The following is a 16239-nucleotide window of genomic DNA, read 5'->3' on the forward strand; positions in this document are numbered from 1 at the left end:
TCCGCTTTGATTCTCGGTCAAGACACTGGTTTATTCGTTTAAATATGGGGTAAAATCTTATACTTTCTTTTCTTGTGAAAAAGGTTGCAACGGGTCTTAAACTCTGCACAAAATACTCAACTAAACACGATCTTCTTATTCAATTATGAAGGGGCGAACATCAATGGCTGAAATGTATGCGGTTTCAAATAATAACTTCATGAATATAAGAAAAAAAAGTCTTCTTGATGACATGAAAACCTTCCTGTTTCAAAACGAACGGCGTATTTCTCTTGAACGGGCAATTCTTTTTACGAAAAGCCATAAGCAAACGGAGGGAGAGCCGCAGATCATTCGACGTGCAAAAGCAACGGCTTATATCCTTGACCATGTAAAAATCAGCATTCGTCCCGGTGAACTATTGGTCGGCAATCGAACCGTCAGACCGAGAAGCGGCATTTTGTCTCCTGAGATGGATCCCTATTGGATTATGAAGGAAATGGACACCATCCATGACCGTCCGCAAGATGCATTCTATTTTACCGAAGCGGACAAACGTGTCTATCGTGAACAATTACTGCCCTATTGGTCCGGACGTTCCATGAAGGACTTTATAAATGGAAAAATCCCGAAGAATGCCCAAAAGGCCGTAGACGATCTTGTGATTAAACTGAACCAAACCGACAAGGGGCAAGGACATATTATTATGGATTTTCAAGCCATCTTGAACCATGGTGTCGGTTACTATATTGATTTATTAAGCAGAAAAAGCGCGGCGCAGCCTGAAAATAACTTTTTCATATCCGCTAAAGTTATTTTCGAAGCGATGGCCCGTCACTTCCTGCGTTACCGCAAGGAGGCACTCCAAAAAGCTAAGAGTACCGAAATTACTGAAGCACGGAAAGTGGAACTACTGGAAATGGCTGACATGTGTAAGCGACTGAGCAGTCAGAAGCCGCAAAGCTTCTATGAGGCGCTGCAGCTGCTCTGGATGACAAGCATCGTCGGTCAATACGAATCGAACGCTTCTTCCCTTTCACTCGGGCGGATGGACCAATACCTCTATCCTTTTTATAAAAAATCCGTTGAGGAAGGTGTTCCGGGAGCTTTCATTCGTGAAGTGCTTGGGGATTTCTATGTTAAAACCAATGATGTCGTGCTTTTAAGAAGTCGCGAAAGTGCCAAATGCTTCGCCGGGTTTCCAACCGGTTATACGGTGGCACTGGGCGGTCTCGATCAATACGGTCAGTCATCGGTAAATGAGCTCTCTTACCTGATGCTGGATCTGTATCATAGCATCCGCTTGCCGCAGCCGAATCTGTCTGTCCGAATCAATGAGTTGATTCCGCGTCGATTCCTGAACAAGACGTGCGAAACCATTCGTCTCGGCACCGGCATTCCGCAAATTTTCAATGATGAGGTCATTATTCCTGGGTTCCTCAGCAAAGGTGTTTCTCTGGATGATGCTCGCGATTATGCGGTTGTCGGTTGCGTGGAAACAACGATTCCTGGGAAAACCTACGGCTTGCACGACATTGCCCTATTTAACTTCTTGCGCATCATGGAAATCAGCCTTTACGAATTACGCGATCGTGATGACTTGACCTTTGACCAGCTTGTTGCGTATCTCTTAAAACGAATTGACGGTTACGTAAAAGATGTCACCATCGGATCTGACATTGTTGACCTTGCTCACCGCGAATTCGCACCGATTCCCTTTCTTTCAGCGCTTGTTGAAGATTGCATCGACAACGGTAAAGATATTACCGAGGGCGGCGCGCGCTACAATTTTTCCGGAGTTCAAGGCATCGGCGAAGCAAATCTGGCAGACTCACTTTTTGTCATTAAGAAGCTTGTTTTTGAACAGCACGAAATGAAATTCAGTGAATTAGTGGATGCACTGGAGGCTGACTTTGAGGGGAAATACAAGAATCTGCAAAACCATGTGATCCATGATTTCGATAAATACGGCAACGATAATCCTGAAATTGATATGATCGCCGCAAAAATTTTCCGTCATTATGCACTTGAGCTTGGAAAATACCGGAATATTCGAGGTGGTGAATTCAACGCAGGCGCATACACCGTTTCCGCACATATCCCGCTCGGCGAAGATGTCGGAGCAACGCCGGATGGAAGAAAGGCTCATGATCAGCTGGCTGACGGGGGACTCTCGCCAATGGTCGGACGCGACAGACTTGGTCCGACAGCCGTCCTAAAATCGGTCAGCAAGATTGACAATGTGCTCTGCGTTAACGGCAGTCTGCTCAATCTTAAATTTCAGCCAAGCACGCTGCAGGGTTCATCGGGAATTCATAAATTTGCCGATTTTCTCATGGCTTTTACCAAATTGAAAATCAGACATGTCCAGTTTAACGTTCAATCACGGGATACACTGTTCGACGCACAGAAGCATCCGGAAAACTATGCCGGGCTAATCGTCCGCGTGGCCGGTTATTCAGCGTTCTTCGTTGATCTGAACAAAAAGATTCAGGACGATATTATTGCTCGCTGCGAGCATGTCCTATAAGGAAGGAAATGCGTTATGACACGAGGCCTTGTATTCAACATCCAGCGCTACTCGATTCACGACGGAACCGGCATACGCACGATTGTCTTTCTCAAGGGCTGTCCGCTCAAATGTCCCTGGTGTTCAAACCCTGAATCACAAGGTCCTGTTCGCCCATCTGTCTGGATGAAAGACGGTGCGGAAGAACCTTTAGGCAAGTGGATGTCAGTCGATGAGGTACTCCATGAAGTGGAAAAAGATGAGATTTTTTACCGCACGTCAAATGGTGGCGTGACCTTGTCCGGTGGTGAAGTTCTGATGCAAGCCGATTTTGCGGCGGAACTCTTAAAGGAGGTAAAAGCGCTCGGGATTAGCACAGCGATTGAAACCACTGGCGCGCTTCCTCTGAAACAAATCCGCAAAGTGCTGCCCTACACCGACCAAGTCCTATTTGACTTAAAAATTATGGATCCGGACAAAGCCAGACAGATCATCGGTGAAAAGATCAGCACGATCAAACAAAATTTTGAAGAAGCATTGAATTCACCAGCGCACGTTATTCCCAGAATTCCGCTGATTCCCGGATATACGACACCGCCGGAAAACTTGAGGCAGATCAGAGATTACGTGACCGGCCTCGGAATTAAAGAGATTCATATTTTGCCCTTCCATCAATATGGAAGCGGCAAATATGAGTATTTGAAGCGCAGCTATCGCTTGAAGGACACACCACTCCTCAAGCAGGAAGAAGTCAACACAGTTAAAGCCTTCTTTGAAAGTGCTCAGATCAAAACAGTTGTCAGCGGCTTGGAGTAAAAAAATGTATCGACAATGACAATAATTAAAAGACATGAATCCTATTTTCGGGCAGGATTCATGTCTTTTATTTTATTTAATATGAGTTTCCAAAATTTTAAATTTTGTTCATCTCTGCTGTTACAAGGCCTGCTCCGTTCGAGCGATAATATCATCCTGTGTTTCTTTTGAAAGACCGGTGAAGAATGCAGAATAACCGGCGACGCGTACAATTAGATCACGATAGTTTTCCGGATGTTTTTGCGCATCAATTAGCGTTTCACGAGAGACGATATTATATTGAACATGGTACCCATGCAATCTGTTGAAAAAGGTTCTAATTAGCAATACCAGCTTCATGCAGTTTTCTTCATTCTGCAGAATCTGCGGCGACATTTTTTGGTTCAGTAGCACGCCGCCTGTAATATCTGCTGTCGGCAATTTTGATACGGATTTAAAAACGGCTGTCGGTCCGTCATGATCCATCGAATGCTCCGGCGAGCATCCTTCAGCAAGTGCCGTTCGGGCATGACGGCCATCCGGAGTGGCGAGTGTGCTGTGACCTTGCCCGACATTCGCAGAAATAGAGGATGTGCCGGCATAGCGAAGTCCGCCGATTGGTCCGCGCCCGTAACGTGTATTTTTATATTTTGAAATCTCATCAATATACGGCTGATAAGCATTCTGAATCAGTTCATCTACATAATCAACATCATTGCCGTATTTTGGTGCGTCATTGAGCAGTGTCTGACGGATTTTTTCCCCTTTTTCACCGGCAAAATCATTGGTAAGCGCATCCCAAAGCTCCTTGCGGCTGATCTTCTTTTCATCATAGACCAGTTTTTTAACGGCACTCAGCGAATCGGCAAGATTAGCGATTCCAACCTGCAAGCCGCTGATAAAATCGTAGACGGCACCGCCCTCTTTAATTGTTTTTCCGCGTCCGACGCAATCATCGGTCAGCGTGGAGCAGAGAATATCCGGACAATCCTGTTCAAGCACCAGATCGCATGAATTTTCAATGATTACACTCTGCCTTGTAATTTCGCGAAGCCCTTTGTCCCAAGCTTTTTCAAGCTCCTCATAGGATTTCATATCGACAAAGTGACCACTGCCTTCGAGCAGCTTCTTTCCCGTTTCCGGATCAACGCCGTTGTTCATGATAATGAGCAGTGTACGTGGAAAGTTAATGAAGCTCATACCCGTGCAACGATAACCCCATTTTCCCGGTACTGCCGTCTCCACACAGCCGATCGCACTGTAATTGTACGCATCCTCTTCTTTTACCCCGCGTTTGATAAACGATGAAATAATGATTTCATCGTTGTTAAACGCGGGCATGCCCATCCCCAGCTTAATGACCTCGATGCACTCACGCATGAATGCGTCACTTAAACCGCGGTGATAGCGAACGGTTAAATTCGGCTGCGTCAAATGTGCCTGAGCGACACTCCGCAAAATAAGATAGGACAGACCGTTTATCGCATCCTTCTTATCCGGAGTCTGACCGCCAATGGTAACGTTTTGATACAATGGACTTCCCGCACTGAATTCTGTGTGTCCCCATGAACGTACTTTGTTAATGGTCAGCGTCTTCATCCACAGGTTAGTCAGCAATTCCGTCGCCTGTTCATCTGTCAGAATTCTGCGATCAACATCACGCTGATAGAAAGGAAACAGGTACTGATCCATCCGTCCGTAAGATACCGAATGACCATTTGATTCAATCTGAAGGACAAGATGAATGAGCCAAATCGACTGCACAGCTTCATAGAAAGTATCAGCCGGTTCGTAAGGAACCTTATTCAATATCTGAGCCATATTCCTTAATTCTGTTTGACGCTGCGGGTCCTTTTCCGTCTCAGCTTTCTCTGCTGCCAAATTTGCATAGCGCTTTGCAAAATCCCGTACTGCCTTAATTACGTTCAGACTCGCTTCATAAAAATACAATTTCTTTTGATCTTCAATATCAGTCAGATTCAAATGATCCAATGCGTCTTTGACACGTTTTTCGTACGATTTCAGCCCGTAATTGATCACATTTTTATAGTCGACGGCAAGATGACCGTCACCTGAAGTAATGTTGCCGTCTGCTCCGATGATGCCCAGATCATAAAAAATTTTGCTATGCGGCGGAAAGGCCGCCAGTCCGCGATCTTCTAGTGTATTATGTTTCCAGAAAGGCGCAATCTCTTTTAATTGTTTCTTTGTTTCTTCAGTAATATAGAAGACGTCACCCGGACGTTTTTCAAACCGGTCCAGTTCATCAATCACCCAGTTCATTGAGTATTCTGGAAAAACAGGTGCCCAGCGATTTTTTCGTGCCTGATTTCCTGCAATCAATGTGTCGTCTTCGATGTAGATCGTCATGTGTTCCAATATATTCTCAAGCATATAAGCACGCTTAAGATCCAGCTGTTTATCTGCATGTTCTTTATAACTCTGTGTCACAAGAACTGCACGTTCAGCATCAATAAACGGTTTAGCATCAAGGATTGAATTACGGAATCGTTCCATTTTCGGTGTTAATTCTCCGAAATGCGCCGATCTTTTTGCTTGCGCTTGAATCATTGAGTCTGCTGTCATAATTAAAGCCCTCCTGATTATTTTCATAAGAATCAATATAAGCTTTCTTTCGAAACTATAATAGCATTCAATGTAAGCGTAAACAATGACTTTTGGCAATTTCATTCAACTTTAATATTAATGGTCATTTGTGCATTTTAAACTTTTTTATACAGTATGCAGACGAATGCCTTGATCTGAGAGAAAAACACTTGTTTCGTCGTCTAATCCACTGTCCGTATAAACTTCGTGAATGGCTTGCACATTAAATTGCTTTACGAAACTTTTCTCCTTAAATTTACTGGAATCCGTAAGAATAATGACATGCTTGCTTGATTTTGCCATGGTTTGGACCATCTCTGCTCTCATAATATCATTTCCAAAGAAACCGACATTTCGATCAAATCCATCCGTACCAATAAACAGTTTGTCAACAAAAAAATCAGCTAAATTCTGTTTTGCAATCGGCCCGACCGTTACTTGCGACTCACTTTGATAGGACCCGCCAAGCAGTTCAATGCGAACGCTGTTATATTTACCCACAAGAGACGCAATGAAAAATGAATTCGTTATGATTGTGACATTTTCTTTAACCATGGCAATTTCTTCTGCCAACAGGGCACAAGTTGAACCTGATTCGATCATAATTGTTTCATTATCTTGTATTGACTGAACTGCAAGTTGTGCGATTTTCTTTTTCACTTCGTAATGATTTGCTAGCCGATAGCTGATATCATCAACATTATTCATCATTGCGTAGCCATGTTTCCGTTGCAACAGACCTTTCGCTTCCAAGCGGTCTAAGTCTTTCCTAATCGTCACCTTGGATACGCTTAACAGCTCTGCTAATTCATTAACATCTATTTTCGTTCGATCAGTAACAATCGTTAACAAATCATTTTCACGTGTCGTTAATTCTGATGTCAAAATGACGGCCTCCTATACATTGTTTTCTTCAGTTTATCACAATTGATTGATCATCTTATTTCTTTCACAGCTTATTAACATTTCTTACGTAAATAATATGCTAAAATAAAAAAGATGAAAAGGAATTGAGGCGGTCTTAATTGAAAACGCTTACTAATAATGAAACGAGCCATTCAAAAGGACTCATCTTTAATATTCAGAAGTTCAGTATTAACGACGGACCCGGAATACGAACGGTCATCTTTTTTAAGGGCTGCCCGCTACGATGTCCTTGGTGTGCTAATCCAGAATCTCAACGAGCATGTCCTGAAAAAATGCACGATCATGCTAACGGCAATACTACGCTCGTTGGTGAATTCAAGAGTATCGCGGAAATTATCAAAGTGATTTTACAGGATCGTGATTACTATGAGGAATCAAATGGAGGTGTCACCTTTTCAGGCGGAGAAGTGCTTAATCAAGCACCCTTTGTGATTGAACTTGCGAAAGCAATTAAAAAAGAAAACATTCACATCATTTGTGAGACAACCGGATTTACCAGGCCTGCTGTCTTTCGAGAATTCATTAAGTACATGGATTTTATGTTCTATGATGTAAAGCATTGGAACGGCGAAGCACATCGCGCCGCCACCGGCGTGGATAATGAATTAATTATCCATAACCTTGAGTCCGCATTAAAAGCACAGAAGAAGCTTATGGTCAGAATTCCGATTATTCCTTGCTTTAATGACGCCTTGAGCGATGCCGCGCATTTCGGTCAATTGTTTAAACGTATCGGTGTCACAAAGGTTGAACTGCTCCCTTTCCATCAATTCGGCTTGAACAAGTACACAGAATTGGGGCGGGAATACGAAATGAAAGATGTCCGTCAATTACATGCGGAAGATCTCCTAGATTTTAAAAAAGTATTGAACGAAGCGGGAATCGCGGTCAAACTGAATGGATCTTTTTAATCCACGTCCTCGCAACAATTTATTTTCAGCTGTAATAAGTAAAAAGCCAATGTGACGAATCACATTGGCTTTTTACTTATATATATTTAGTCGTTATCCACGAAGCTCCGCGCCTAACTGCTCCGCACAGGCACTGACAATCTTTTCATGAACGACGTTCACTTCATCATCGGTCAAGGTCCGCTCCGGATCAAAATAGACAAGTGAGAATGCCATAGACTTCTCATCCGCCGCTACATGACTGCCTTCATAGACATCAAAGAGCTGTACCGATTTAAGAAGCGGAGTGCCATTCTCGCGGATGACCCGATCAAGATCAGCCGCAGCTACAGTCCGTTTCACAACAAGCGCAATATCACGTGTTGTCGATGGGAATCGCGGCAAGCCATGATACTCAATAGCAGCCTCTCCGTGACGGAGCAGCGACTCAATGGCAACTTCGAATACAAACGTTTCATTTAACCCGCAGTTCTTCTGAACTCTAGGGTGGAGTGCACCGATATAACCAATGACTTCACCGTTTAATAAAATATCTGCGGTTTGTCCCGGATGCATCCCCTCCCGTTTCGAAGGAGAATAAGTGATATGATTAGCGACACCCAGGGAATCGAACAGCGTTTCAACAATTCCTTTCACTGAGAAAAAGTCGACTGTATCCGGATCGCCTTCCCAATTTCTTTCCGTACGCTTCCCGGTAATGATTCCCGCTAAATGCTCTTCCTCAGCCGGTCTCGCTTCTCCTTTAACCGGAAGGAACACCTTGCCGATTTCATAGAATTTAATATCCGGCATCTGTCTGTTCAAGTGATATTGAGCAACGTTAATGAGTTGAGGAACAATACTCTGACGCAATGCTGCATGCTCTTCGCTCATCGGCCAAATGACTTGTGTCGGTTCTATTCCTTTATTGCTTACCGCGTAGGAAGAAGCACTTTCCTTCGATGTAAGCGAATAAGTATAAGCTTGGCTCAAGCCCATGCCGTTCATCAAGCCTTCTACTCTTCTGCGGATCTTTTGATAAGGTGTCAACGATGCATGTGAGGACGTGCCCTCAGGCAGCGTTGCCGGAATATGATTGTACCCATAAATACGTCCGACTTCTTCGACGAGATCCTCAGGAATGGTCACATCGAAGCGTCTGGCAGGTACGGATACCTGCATTATTTCGCCTTCCACGTTAACTTTAAAATTCAGCCGTTCAAGTATCCCGACGATCTGTTCGCGTGCGAATTCCGATCCTAAAACTTGATTGATTTTTTGCCAAGGCATCATAATCTGATGCTCTGCTACCGTTCGTTCACCGGCTTCGACAATACCTTTAAGTACCGTCGCATGGGCGTACTGTATTAACAGTTCAGCTGCTCGATCAGCGGCCAGAGCGACTCGATTACGATCAAGCCCTTTCTCATAGCGGCTGCTGGCATCCGAGCGCAATTGGAGCCTCGCCGCTGTTTTGCGGATTGAAATTGGATCGAAGACTGCTGCTTCAAGCAGAACATTTTCTGTATCGCTTGAAACCTCTGTATTTTCACCACCCATAACGCCTGCAACAGCGACACCCTTTTTGCCATTTGTTATGAGCAGATCCTCATCTGTCAATTTTCGAAGCTGGCCGTCAAGCGTAGTGATTTCTTCATGATCTCCGGCAAAACGAACGAGTACATGATTCGAACCGAATTGATCAAAATCAAATGTATGGAGCGGCTGTCCGTATTCGAGCATCACGTAATTTGAAACATCAACGACATTGCTGATCGGGCGAACACCGGCCGCAATCAGACGCAGCTGCATCCAGCGTGGTGCCGGAGCGACTTTAATGCCGTTCATGACGCGTGCGCCATAATAAGGAACCATTTGCTCGGCATCAACGGAGACACTTATTTTTTCGCTTGCCAACTGGTCTGATTCAGCTACTACCGGCTTTTTCAGTTGGATCGGACGATCAAGAATCGCACCGACTTCATAAGCGACGCCGATCATATTCATGCAATGCGCACTGTTCACCAAAATATCCAAATCAAGAATAGCGTCGTCAAGATTCAAATAAGGGAGTGCATCTGCACCGACCGGCACCTCATCATCAAAGACATAAATGCCGTCCGCATATTCCTTAGGTACAAAATTATGATCGAAGCCCAGTTCATCAAGTGAACAGATCATGCCGTTTGAAATCTCACCACGCAGTTTTGCTCGCTTGATTTTCACATTATTCGCGATTCTTGCACCGACAGTCGCAACCGGTACCTTTTGTCCGGCGGCAACATTTGGTGCACCGCATACAATCTGAACGGTTTCTGTTCCCAGATTAACTTGACACAAATGAAGCTTTTCCGCTTCCGGATGCTGCGCGCAAGACTCAACCTTGCCGACCACAATACCCTTCAATCCCTCTCCCGGATAAACAATGTGCTCCACTTCAATTCCCGAATTTGTTATTTTATCCGCTAATTCTTCCGGCGTGACACCGCCTAAATCTATATAGTCCTGCAACCAATTATAGGAAACCAGCATCGTTCATTCTCCTCCTTATGCCCGATCAAATTGTTTCAAGAAACGAATATCATCTGTATAAAAATGACGAATGTCTTCGATGCCGTACTTCAACATCGCAATACGTTCCGGCCCCATGCCGAATGCAAAGCCTGTGTACTCGCTTGGATCAAAGCCGGACATGCGCAGCACATTCGGATGAACCATGCCGGCACCAAGAATTTCAATCCAACCTGTGCCCTTGCAGACATTGCAACCATGACCGCCGCACCTAAAACAAGAAATGTCCATTTCTACTGACGGTTCGGTAAAAGGGAAGAAGCTTGGGCGAAGACGAATTTCACGGTCCGCACCGAACATATGCTTCGCGAATACGGTCAGAATCCCCTTCAAGTCGCTCAATCGTACATTGTGATCGACATAAAGACCTTCGATCTGCATGAATTGATGCGAATGAGTCGCGTCATCATTATCGCGGCGGTACACTTTTCCAGGGCAGATAACCTTAACCGGACCGACACCCTTATGCTTTTCCAAGGTGTGCGCCTGTACAGGAGATGTATGCGTACGCATCAGTATTTCATCAGTTATATAGAACGAATCCTGCATATCACGAGCAGGATGATCCTTCGGAAGATTTAACGCTTCAAAGTTGTAGTAATCCTGTTCGACTTCAGGGCCTTCTTCAATGGAAAAGCCAAGACCGATAAACAGATCCTCAACCTCCTGAATAATTGAAGCGAGCAGATGAGGACTGCCTGTCGCTATTTTTCTTCCCGGAAGCGTTACATCAATTTTCTCATGCTCAAGCTTCAGCTCAAGCAGCTTCGCTTCCAAGTCCGCTTTCTTTTCTTCAATTTTTGCGGCAATGAGTTTACGTACTTCATTCGCCAGTTGTCCGACAATCGGGCGTTCTTCAGCAGAAAGCTTGCCCATGCTTTTCATAACTTCTGTGATCGGTCCTTTTTTGCCTAAAAAACGGATCTGTGCTTCCTGGAGCGCCTTCAGACCATCTGCTGAACCAATGTTCGATAAAGCCTGTTCGCGCAGCTCAAGCAATTTCTCTTTTAACATGTTCTTCATCCCTTCACAAACTTTTTTAAATGAAGCTTTTCAAAAAGGAGGACAAAAAGGGCCGAGAAGATCAAGGAAGTGCAGTTTCGAGCACCGGAACGTACTGCTACAGGATGTAGTGACTTCGACGTTACTCACAGGACGTGAGTGTAATTAGTCGAAGATCTCCTGTAATACGTGAGGAGCAAAGAAACCAGCTGACACAGAACTTCCACAGGATGTGGTGACTTCTGCGTTGTGCACATGACGTGCACGTCATTAGCAGAAGATCCTCCTTACTTTTTTCCCGGACTTTTTGAACATCCTCTAAAAAAAACAAAAAAGCCCCGCCCCTAAAAAGGGACGAAGCGTCGCGTTACCACCCTTGTTGACCATTCAAAAAAAACAAATAGCCCACTCGAAAACATTTAACGGCGAATGCCGGCCAATCCTAGGCCGGCTGCCCGCCGGCGTTCAAACGGCAACTCAAGAGTGAATTCGTTCGGTCCGTATCATAAGCACGCTTTCAGTCGACGACGCACTCTCCCTGAACGGCGGATACCGAATTACTATTCTCCATCACGGTTTTTACATCTATTTGGATTCATATTACCCATGAATCTAATCATTCTTTAAGTCTTTTCCTAGTATAGTCAATTGCAATCCGTTATGCAAGTCCTCCCGACTCCAACCAATACAGTAAAATACCTGATGCCACAGCGACATTCAGCGATTCCGCACGACCTGCCATCGGAATTTTCACCTGTTGATCCATCTGTGCGAGTAATTCGGGTGATGCGCCATTGCCTTCATTGCCAACGACCAAGCCATAATGAGAGCTGGCTACTTTAACTTTATGAAGTTCATCGCCTTGCAGTGAAGAACCATATAAAGGAATATTCAGTGCTTTCATCTCATCGGCAAGACTGAATAAATTTTTGTGAATGACCGGCAGGTGAAAATGGGAACCTTGAGCAGAGCGCAGAGTCTTTGCATTGTATCCGTCAACACAACCGTCGCCAAGATAGATAGCATCCAAGCCAAAAGCATCTGCAGTTCGAATCAACGTTCCAAGATTTCCTGGATCCTGCACACCGTCAACGAGCAAGTAGCGGCCGGACCGCAGGGAAACTGCTGCCTGACTCATGTCGCACACGGCGATAATGCCTTGAGGTGTCTCTGTTTGTGACAGTTCCGTAAATATTTTATGTGTGACCTGAAAAACTTCAATCGAATCAAGCGGCCAATCCGTCGGCAAATGAAACGCTTCATCAATCAAGATCGCGTTAATCTGCTGTTTTGCGGAAAAAACCGCTTCCTGCACTAGATGCGGCCCTTCAAGCAAATATTTTTGCTCACGATCACGCCACTTTCTTATTTTTAACTTTTTCCATAGTTTTACTTTTTCATTTTGCAATGACACCATTCGTCTCACACATAAGAGCCCCTTTAAAATCGGTACATATTTGTCCGTTTACTACCCATACTATACCATATCACCAGCTTTAAATGCTCACAGAAAGGGGTCTCCTATTCATGGATTTAGACATTCGCCGCGCAGTCCTGCACAATCTGTCCGGTAACGACAAGAAACAGCTTCAAGACACAGTCGTTGACGCTATTCAGGACGGTCAAGAAAAGATGCTTCCCGGACTAGGCGTTCTATTCGAAGTTCTTTGGAACAAATCGGACAATGCCTTCCGCGATCAGATGCTCACGCGACTTGAACAAGGGGTGTAAAGAAATAATCGGGGGCTTCTGGCTCCCGATTTTTCATGCGGCAATTCCTTTATAGTGGACTTTCTTGCATAGAACACTACTTAAAATCGATCCGTTTTCCAAAAAGCGTAGTCATTCTTAGGAAACAGTGCTGCATAGGTTTCCGATTGCACAGAGGTGCCAAGCAGCACATCGCTCACCAATTCGCTTGGCCTCCGCTCAATTGACGTTTGGTATGTAACTGAATCTCCCGGAACTTCAATCTCCGCTTTCCCATTCATGAGATGAACGAGCAGCTCATTGTCTCCGCTTCTGAGCAATAGTGACGTCTTGTTCCCAGTGTAATGAATCAGTCGCTCTGAAAGAACCGGTTCAATCTTCTGAAAAAAATTATGGAAACGCAGAATTTTCCACATTGCACCGTTATAGTTCTCGATACGAGCACCACACTCTTGAAATAACTTCCAGAGCGCATGGTGTTCCGGCATCTGCACCATCAGACTGCATTCCGGTGCCAGATGTTCTTTTAAATGATACACGAGCGACGCAACTGCCGCCTCATGCTCCGGCAAATAACAGCATTCAACCAATCCGATTTTATTTTCACCGAATGCTTCCCACCTGAGATAAGCAACCAGTTCATCATGGTCAAAAGCATTCAAAAATGCGCCTTTGCGATTCTTATTCCATGCCAGCTGCCCTTTCCAGTACGCATCTGTTCGAATTCTAGAACCACAAAGCGGCCCAATAAAGTGCCGATACATCTCTTGTACAGCATTAAAGTCACATTCGTTAATAGGTCGAATATGACATTCCCGCCGCTCAGCCATCTCAGGAATCTGGCTAACATCCATGACCAGTTCGTCCATAGGCAGCGTTTGCCAGCCTTCTTTTTCATAGAACGAATTGATTCCGGTAAATAAAAGAGACAAATCGTAGCCATGTTCAGCCATCCACTTCGTCTGGTGGTTCAGAATGGTGCGAATCAAATGTCTCCCGCGATACTTAGGCAAAGCCGCAACGTTTCCAATCCCTCCGCATTTAAGCTCCACCCCATGATAAGAAAGAGGAAAAGGGAAAATCTGAACAGCTCCGGCCATTTGTCCGTTCACCTTAGCAATCCACGTATGATACGACTGACAATTTGGGTCAAGCCGGATTCTTTCTTCAAAAAATGCCCGATTTTTCGGGAAAACGTTCACCCATAAGTCAAGCGCTTCTTGCCATTCATGATCGTCATGAATCTGCCTAATTTCGATTGTGTCCATAGTAAAATCACCGCCCCGCCGCTGCTTAATTATGTTTCAAAAATACTTGTTATTTGATCAAGATTAACTTTTTTAACTAACCCATTCATTTCAACTATTGTGCTCTTTTTCTTCTAGAAATTATCCTTTTTCTTATTCATTAAATAGTGCAATGCGCGTGCTGCATCAATGGCATCCCGATAATTTTTAAAATCAAAATCAACACTCCAATCAAGGTGTTGGTAATTTCTTATTGATCTTGTGCTTCATCCTTTGACGTAAACTGTAAGATCTTTGCTTTATGAATTATTGCAACATAAATTAATTATATTGGGGAAACAAGAATGAGCACAATAGAATTTCCAAGTTTATTACATTGTTTTTTAAACCTGCCTTCAACTGATTGGAAACGCTCAAGGTAAAGCCTTCATTTTAGGCAGTCAAGCGTTAATCTGACTACTCCATCTCAAGGCGGATCTCATTTGCTTCCCACGCCTCTTGGCTGATTAAAATATAGTACTGTATAATCAAGTTAATTGATGATTCCGGAGTCGAAAAAAATGAAAATCGCAATCTGTGATGATGACAAAACGCAAAGAGAATACTTGGCAACTCTCGTAAAAGAATGGGCGAGAAAGAACAACAAGATTCTTATGCTCGAACTCTTTGAAAACGCACAGGGATTTCTCTTCTCTTGGAGTACCGATCAGAGCTATGACGCGCTGCTTCTGGACATTCAAATGCCCGTTTTAAATGGAATGGAACTCGCCAGGAAAATTCGCGAGCGTGATGAACTGCTGGCGATTATCTTCATTACCGGCTTCTCTGATTATATGGATGAAGGCTATGAAGTCTCCGCATTGCACTATCTGATCAAGCCAGTGAAAGAGGAAAGACTCTTTACTGTTCTCGATCGCGCTTCAAAAAAAGTCACTAAGCAGAAAAAAACGCTGCTGATTGAACAAAACGGAGAGATGATCCGAGTGAATCAAGAAGACATCCTTTGTCTTGAGGCTTTTGCTCATACGATTGACGTGACGACGGCGGAGCAGCACTATCAAGTCAAAGTGAGCATCGATCAGTTCGAACGACAGCTTGATCCCCATCTCTTTGTGCGTCCGCATCGCTCCTATCTTGTTGGATTAAAATACATCAGTCAGCTTCGCAAAACAGGCCTTACCTTGGACACCGGCAAGAAAATTCCGGTTAGCAGACGCCGTTATCAAGCAGTGAACCAGGCGTTTATCCGCTTTTTCAGAGGAGGTACCGAGCAGTGACCGATTATCTCATTTACGGACTGATTACTCTTGTTCTGATCGTTCTAACTGCAATCATCACACACCGCCAAACCCTGCGCGCAGGCGAACGCCAGCTTGATACCTACCAGAAAGATCTGCTTGCCAAACACTATGATGAAGTCCAGAATATCTACCACAAAATGCGCGGCTGGCGCCATGACTACCACAGCCACATCCAAACGATGAAAGCCCATCTTGCTCTTGATCAAATGGATGAACTCAAATCCTATTTAGACATGCTGGACAATGATCTAGAAACTGTTGATACAGTGATTAAGACCGGCAACATTAAGCTAGACGCGATTCTGAACAGCAAGCTTTCACTGATTGCAAGCAGTAATATTAAAGTAAATGCTAAAGCCCAAGTTCCGGAAAAGCTCTCTGTAAACGAAGTCGATCTGTGCATCATCATCGGCAATTTGCTCGATAACGCGCTTGAAGGTTGTCGAGAGCTGCACAACGAAGATCAACCGTTTATCCGCATCTATATCGGTGTGTTTAAAAAGCAGCTCTACCTTTCCGTTACAAACTCGGCCCCGGAAATGCTTAAGAAAATAAGCATTGGGCGCTACCTAACCACTAAAGGCGACGGCCATGGATTCGGTCTGATGCGCATCGACACTTTAGTTAAAAAATATGACGGCTACCTAAATCGCCAAAACGAGCCCGGTGTGTTTGCCACAGAGATCATGCTCCCCCTTTAG

Annotated in this window: 12 protein-coding genes; 6 read left to right on the top strand and 6 right to left on the bottom strand. The window is 44.4% G+C overall.

The features are described from left to right. Positions 1-163: 163 nt before the first annotated feature. On the top strand, positions 164-2509 hold the full coding sequence (locus tag NOM01_RS01305) for a formate C-acetyltransferase (protein WP_255745714.1): 2346 nt from the start codon (positions 164-166) through the stop codon (positions 2507-2509). 15 nt (positions 2510-2524) lie between these two features. Then, a complete protein-coding gene (locus NOM01_RS01310; protein WP_255745716.1) occupies positions 2525-3304 on the top strand; it encodes a glycyl-radical enzyme activating protein in 780 nt (259 codons plus the stop codon). A gap of 120 nt (positions 3305-3424) precedes the next feature. Here the strand turns inward: NOM01_RS01310 and NOM01_RS01315 are convergent, their stop codons facing one another. Both NOM01_RS01315 and NOM01_RS01320 read right to left on the bottom strand, forming a co-directional pair. Next, positions 3425-5869, bottom strand: coding sequence for a glycyl radical protein (locus NOM01_RS01315; RefSeq protein ID WP_255745718.1), 2445 nt, complete (start codon positions 5867-5869; stop codon positions 3425-3427). Between the two features lie 147 nt (positions 5870-6016). Beyond that, a complete protein-coding gene (locus NOM01_RS01320; RefSeq protein WP_255745720.1) occupies positions 6017-6775 on the bottom strand; it encodes a DeoR/GlpR family DNA-binding transcription regulator in 759 nt (252 codons plus the stop codon). Between the two features lie 140 nt (positions 6776-6915). On the opposite strand from NOM01_RS01320, the gene NOM01_RS01325 reads away from it, so the two are divergent. Next, complete coding sequence (locus tag NOM01_RS01325; protein ID WP_255745722.1) at positions 6916-7728, top strand: glycyl-radical enzyme activating protein; 813 nt, start codon at positions 6916-6918, stop codon at positions 7726-7728. A gap of 93 nt (positions 7729-7821) precedes the next feature. On the opposite strand, the gene pheT is transcribed toward NOM01_RS01325, so the two are convergent. From pheT to NOM01_RS01340, 3 genes are all read right to left on the bottom strand, one after another. Continuing rightward, a complete protein-coding gene (gene pheT, locus NOM01_RS01330; RefSeq protein WP_255745725.1) occupies positions 7822-10239 on the bottom strand; it encodes a phenylalanine--tRNA ligase subunit beta in 2418 nt (805 codons plus the stop codon). Between the two features lie 15 nt (positions 10240-10254). After that, a complete protein-coding gene (gene pheS, locus NOM01_RS01335; RefSeq protein WP_255745727.1) occupies positions 10255-11292 on the bottom strand; it encodes a phenylalanine--tRNA ligase subunit alpha in 1038 nt (345 codons plus the stop codon). A 646-nt stretch (positions 11293-11938) separates the two neighbouring features. After that, positions 11939-12697 (bottom strand): TrmH family RNA methyltransferase, encoded by a 759-nt coding sequence (locus NOM01_RS01340; protein ID WP_255745999.1) that lies wholly within the window; start codon positions 12695-12697, stop codon positions 11939-11941. Between the two features lie 110 nt (positions 12698-12807). On the opposite strand from NOM01_RS01340, the gene sspI reads away from it, so the two are divergent. Further along, the gene (gene sspI / locus NOM01_RS01345) at positions 12808-13011 is read left to right on the top strand and encodes a small acid-soluble spore protein SspI (RefSeq protein ID WP_253058754.1); all 204 of its coding nucleotides are present in this window, start codon (positions 12808-12810) and stop codon (positions 13009-13011) included. Between the two features lie 80 nt (positions 13012-13091). On the opposite strand, the gene NOM01_RS01350 is transcribed toward sspI, so the two are convergent. Continuing rightward, entirely contained in the window at positions 13092-14258 is a 1167-nt protein-coding gene (locus NOM01_RS01350) for a GNAT family N-acetyltransferase (protein ID WP_255745730.1), read from the bottom strand. A gap of 539 nt (positions 14259-14797) precedes the next feature. On the opposite strand from NOM01_RS01350, the gene NOM01_RS01355 reads away from it, so the two are divergent. Continuing rightward, positions 14798-15514: a LytR/AlgR family response regulator transcription factor gene (locus tag NOM01_RS01355; RefSeq protein WP_255745732.1), complete on the top strand. Its 717-nt coding sequence runs from the start codon at positions 14798-14800 to the stop codon at positions 15512-15514. Beyond that, positions 15511-16239, top strand: a complete 729-nt coding sequence (locus NOM01_RS17175; protein ID WP_255745734.1) for a sensor histidine kinase — start codon at positions 15511-15513, stop codon at positions 16237-16239. Before NOM01_RS01355 ends, NOM01_RS17175 begins: the two co-directional genes overlap by 4 nt.

It is taken from the genome of Sporolactobacillus sp. STSJ-5 (assembly GCF_024385605.1).
Taxonomy (GTDB): Bacteria; Bacillota; Bacilli; order Bacillales; family Sporolactobacillaceae; genus Sporolactobacillus.

What these genes read in the sequence shown, in the direction of transcription:
- NOM01_RS01350 (WP_255745730.1), bottom strand. Translation starts at nt 14,258, where the DNA reads ATGGACACAATCGAAATTAGGCAGATTCATGACGATCATGAATGGCAA.
- sspI (WP_253058754.1), top strand. Translation starts at nt 12,808, where the DNA reads ATGGATTTAGACATTCGCCGCGCAGTCCTGCACAATCTGTCCGGTAAC.
- pheS (WP_255745727.1), bottom strand. Translation starts at nt 11,292, where the DNA reads ATGTTAAAAGAGAAATTGCTTGAGCTGCGCGAACAGGCTTTATCGAAC.
- NOM01_RS01305 (WP_255745714.1), top strand. Translation starts at nt 164, where the DNA reads ATGGCTGAAATGTATGCGGTTTCAAATAATAACTTCATGAATATAAGA.
- pheT (WP_255745725.1), bottom strand. Translation starts at nt 10,239, where the DNA reads ATGCTGGTTTCCTATAATTGGTTGCAGGACTATATAGATTTAGGCGGT.
- NOM01_RS01355 (WP_255745732.1), top strand. Translation starts at nt 14,798, where the DNA reads ATGAAAATCGCAATCTGTGATGATGACAAAACGCAAAGAGAATACTTG.
- NOM01_RS01310 (WP_255745716.1), top strand. Translation starts at nt 2,525, where the DNA reads ATGACACGAGGCCTTGTATTCAACATCCAGCGCTACTCGATTCACGAC.
- NOM01_RS01340 (WP_255745999.1), bottom strand. Translation starts at nt 12,697, where the DNA reads ATGGTGTCATTGCAAAATGAAAAAGTAAAACTATGGAAAAAGTTAAAA.
- NOM01_RS01315 (WP_255745718.1), bottom strand. Translation starts at nt 5,869, where the DNA reads ATGACAGCAGACTCAATGATTCAAGCGCAAGCAAAAAGATCGGCGCAT.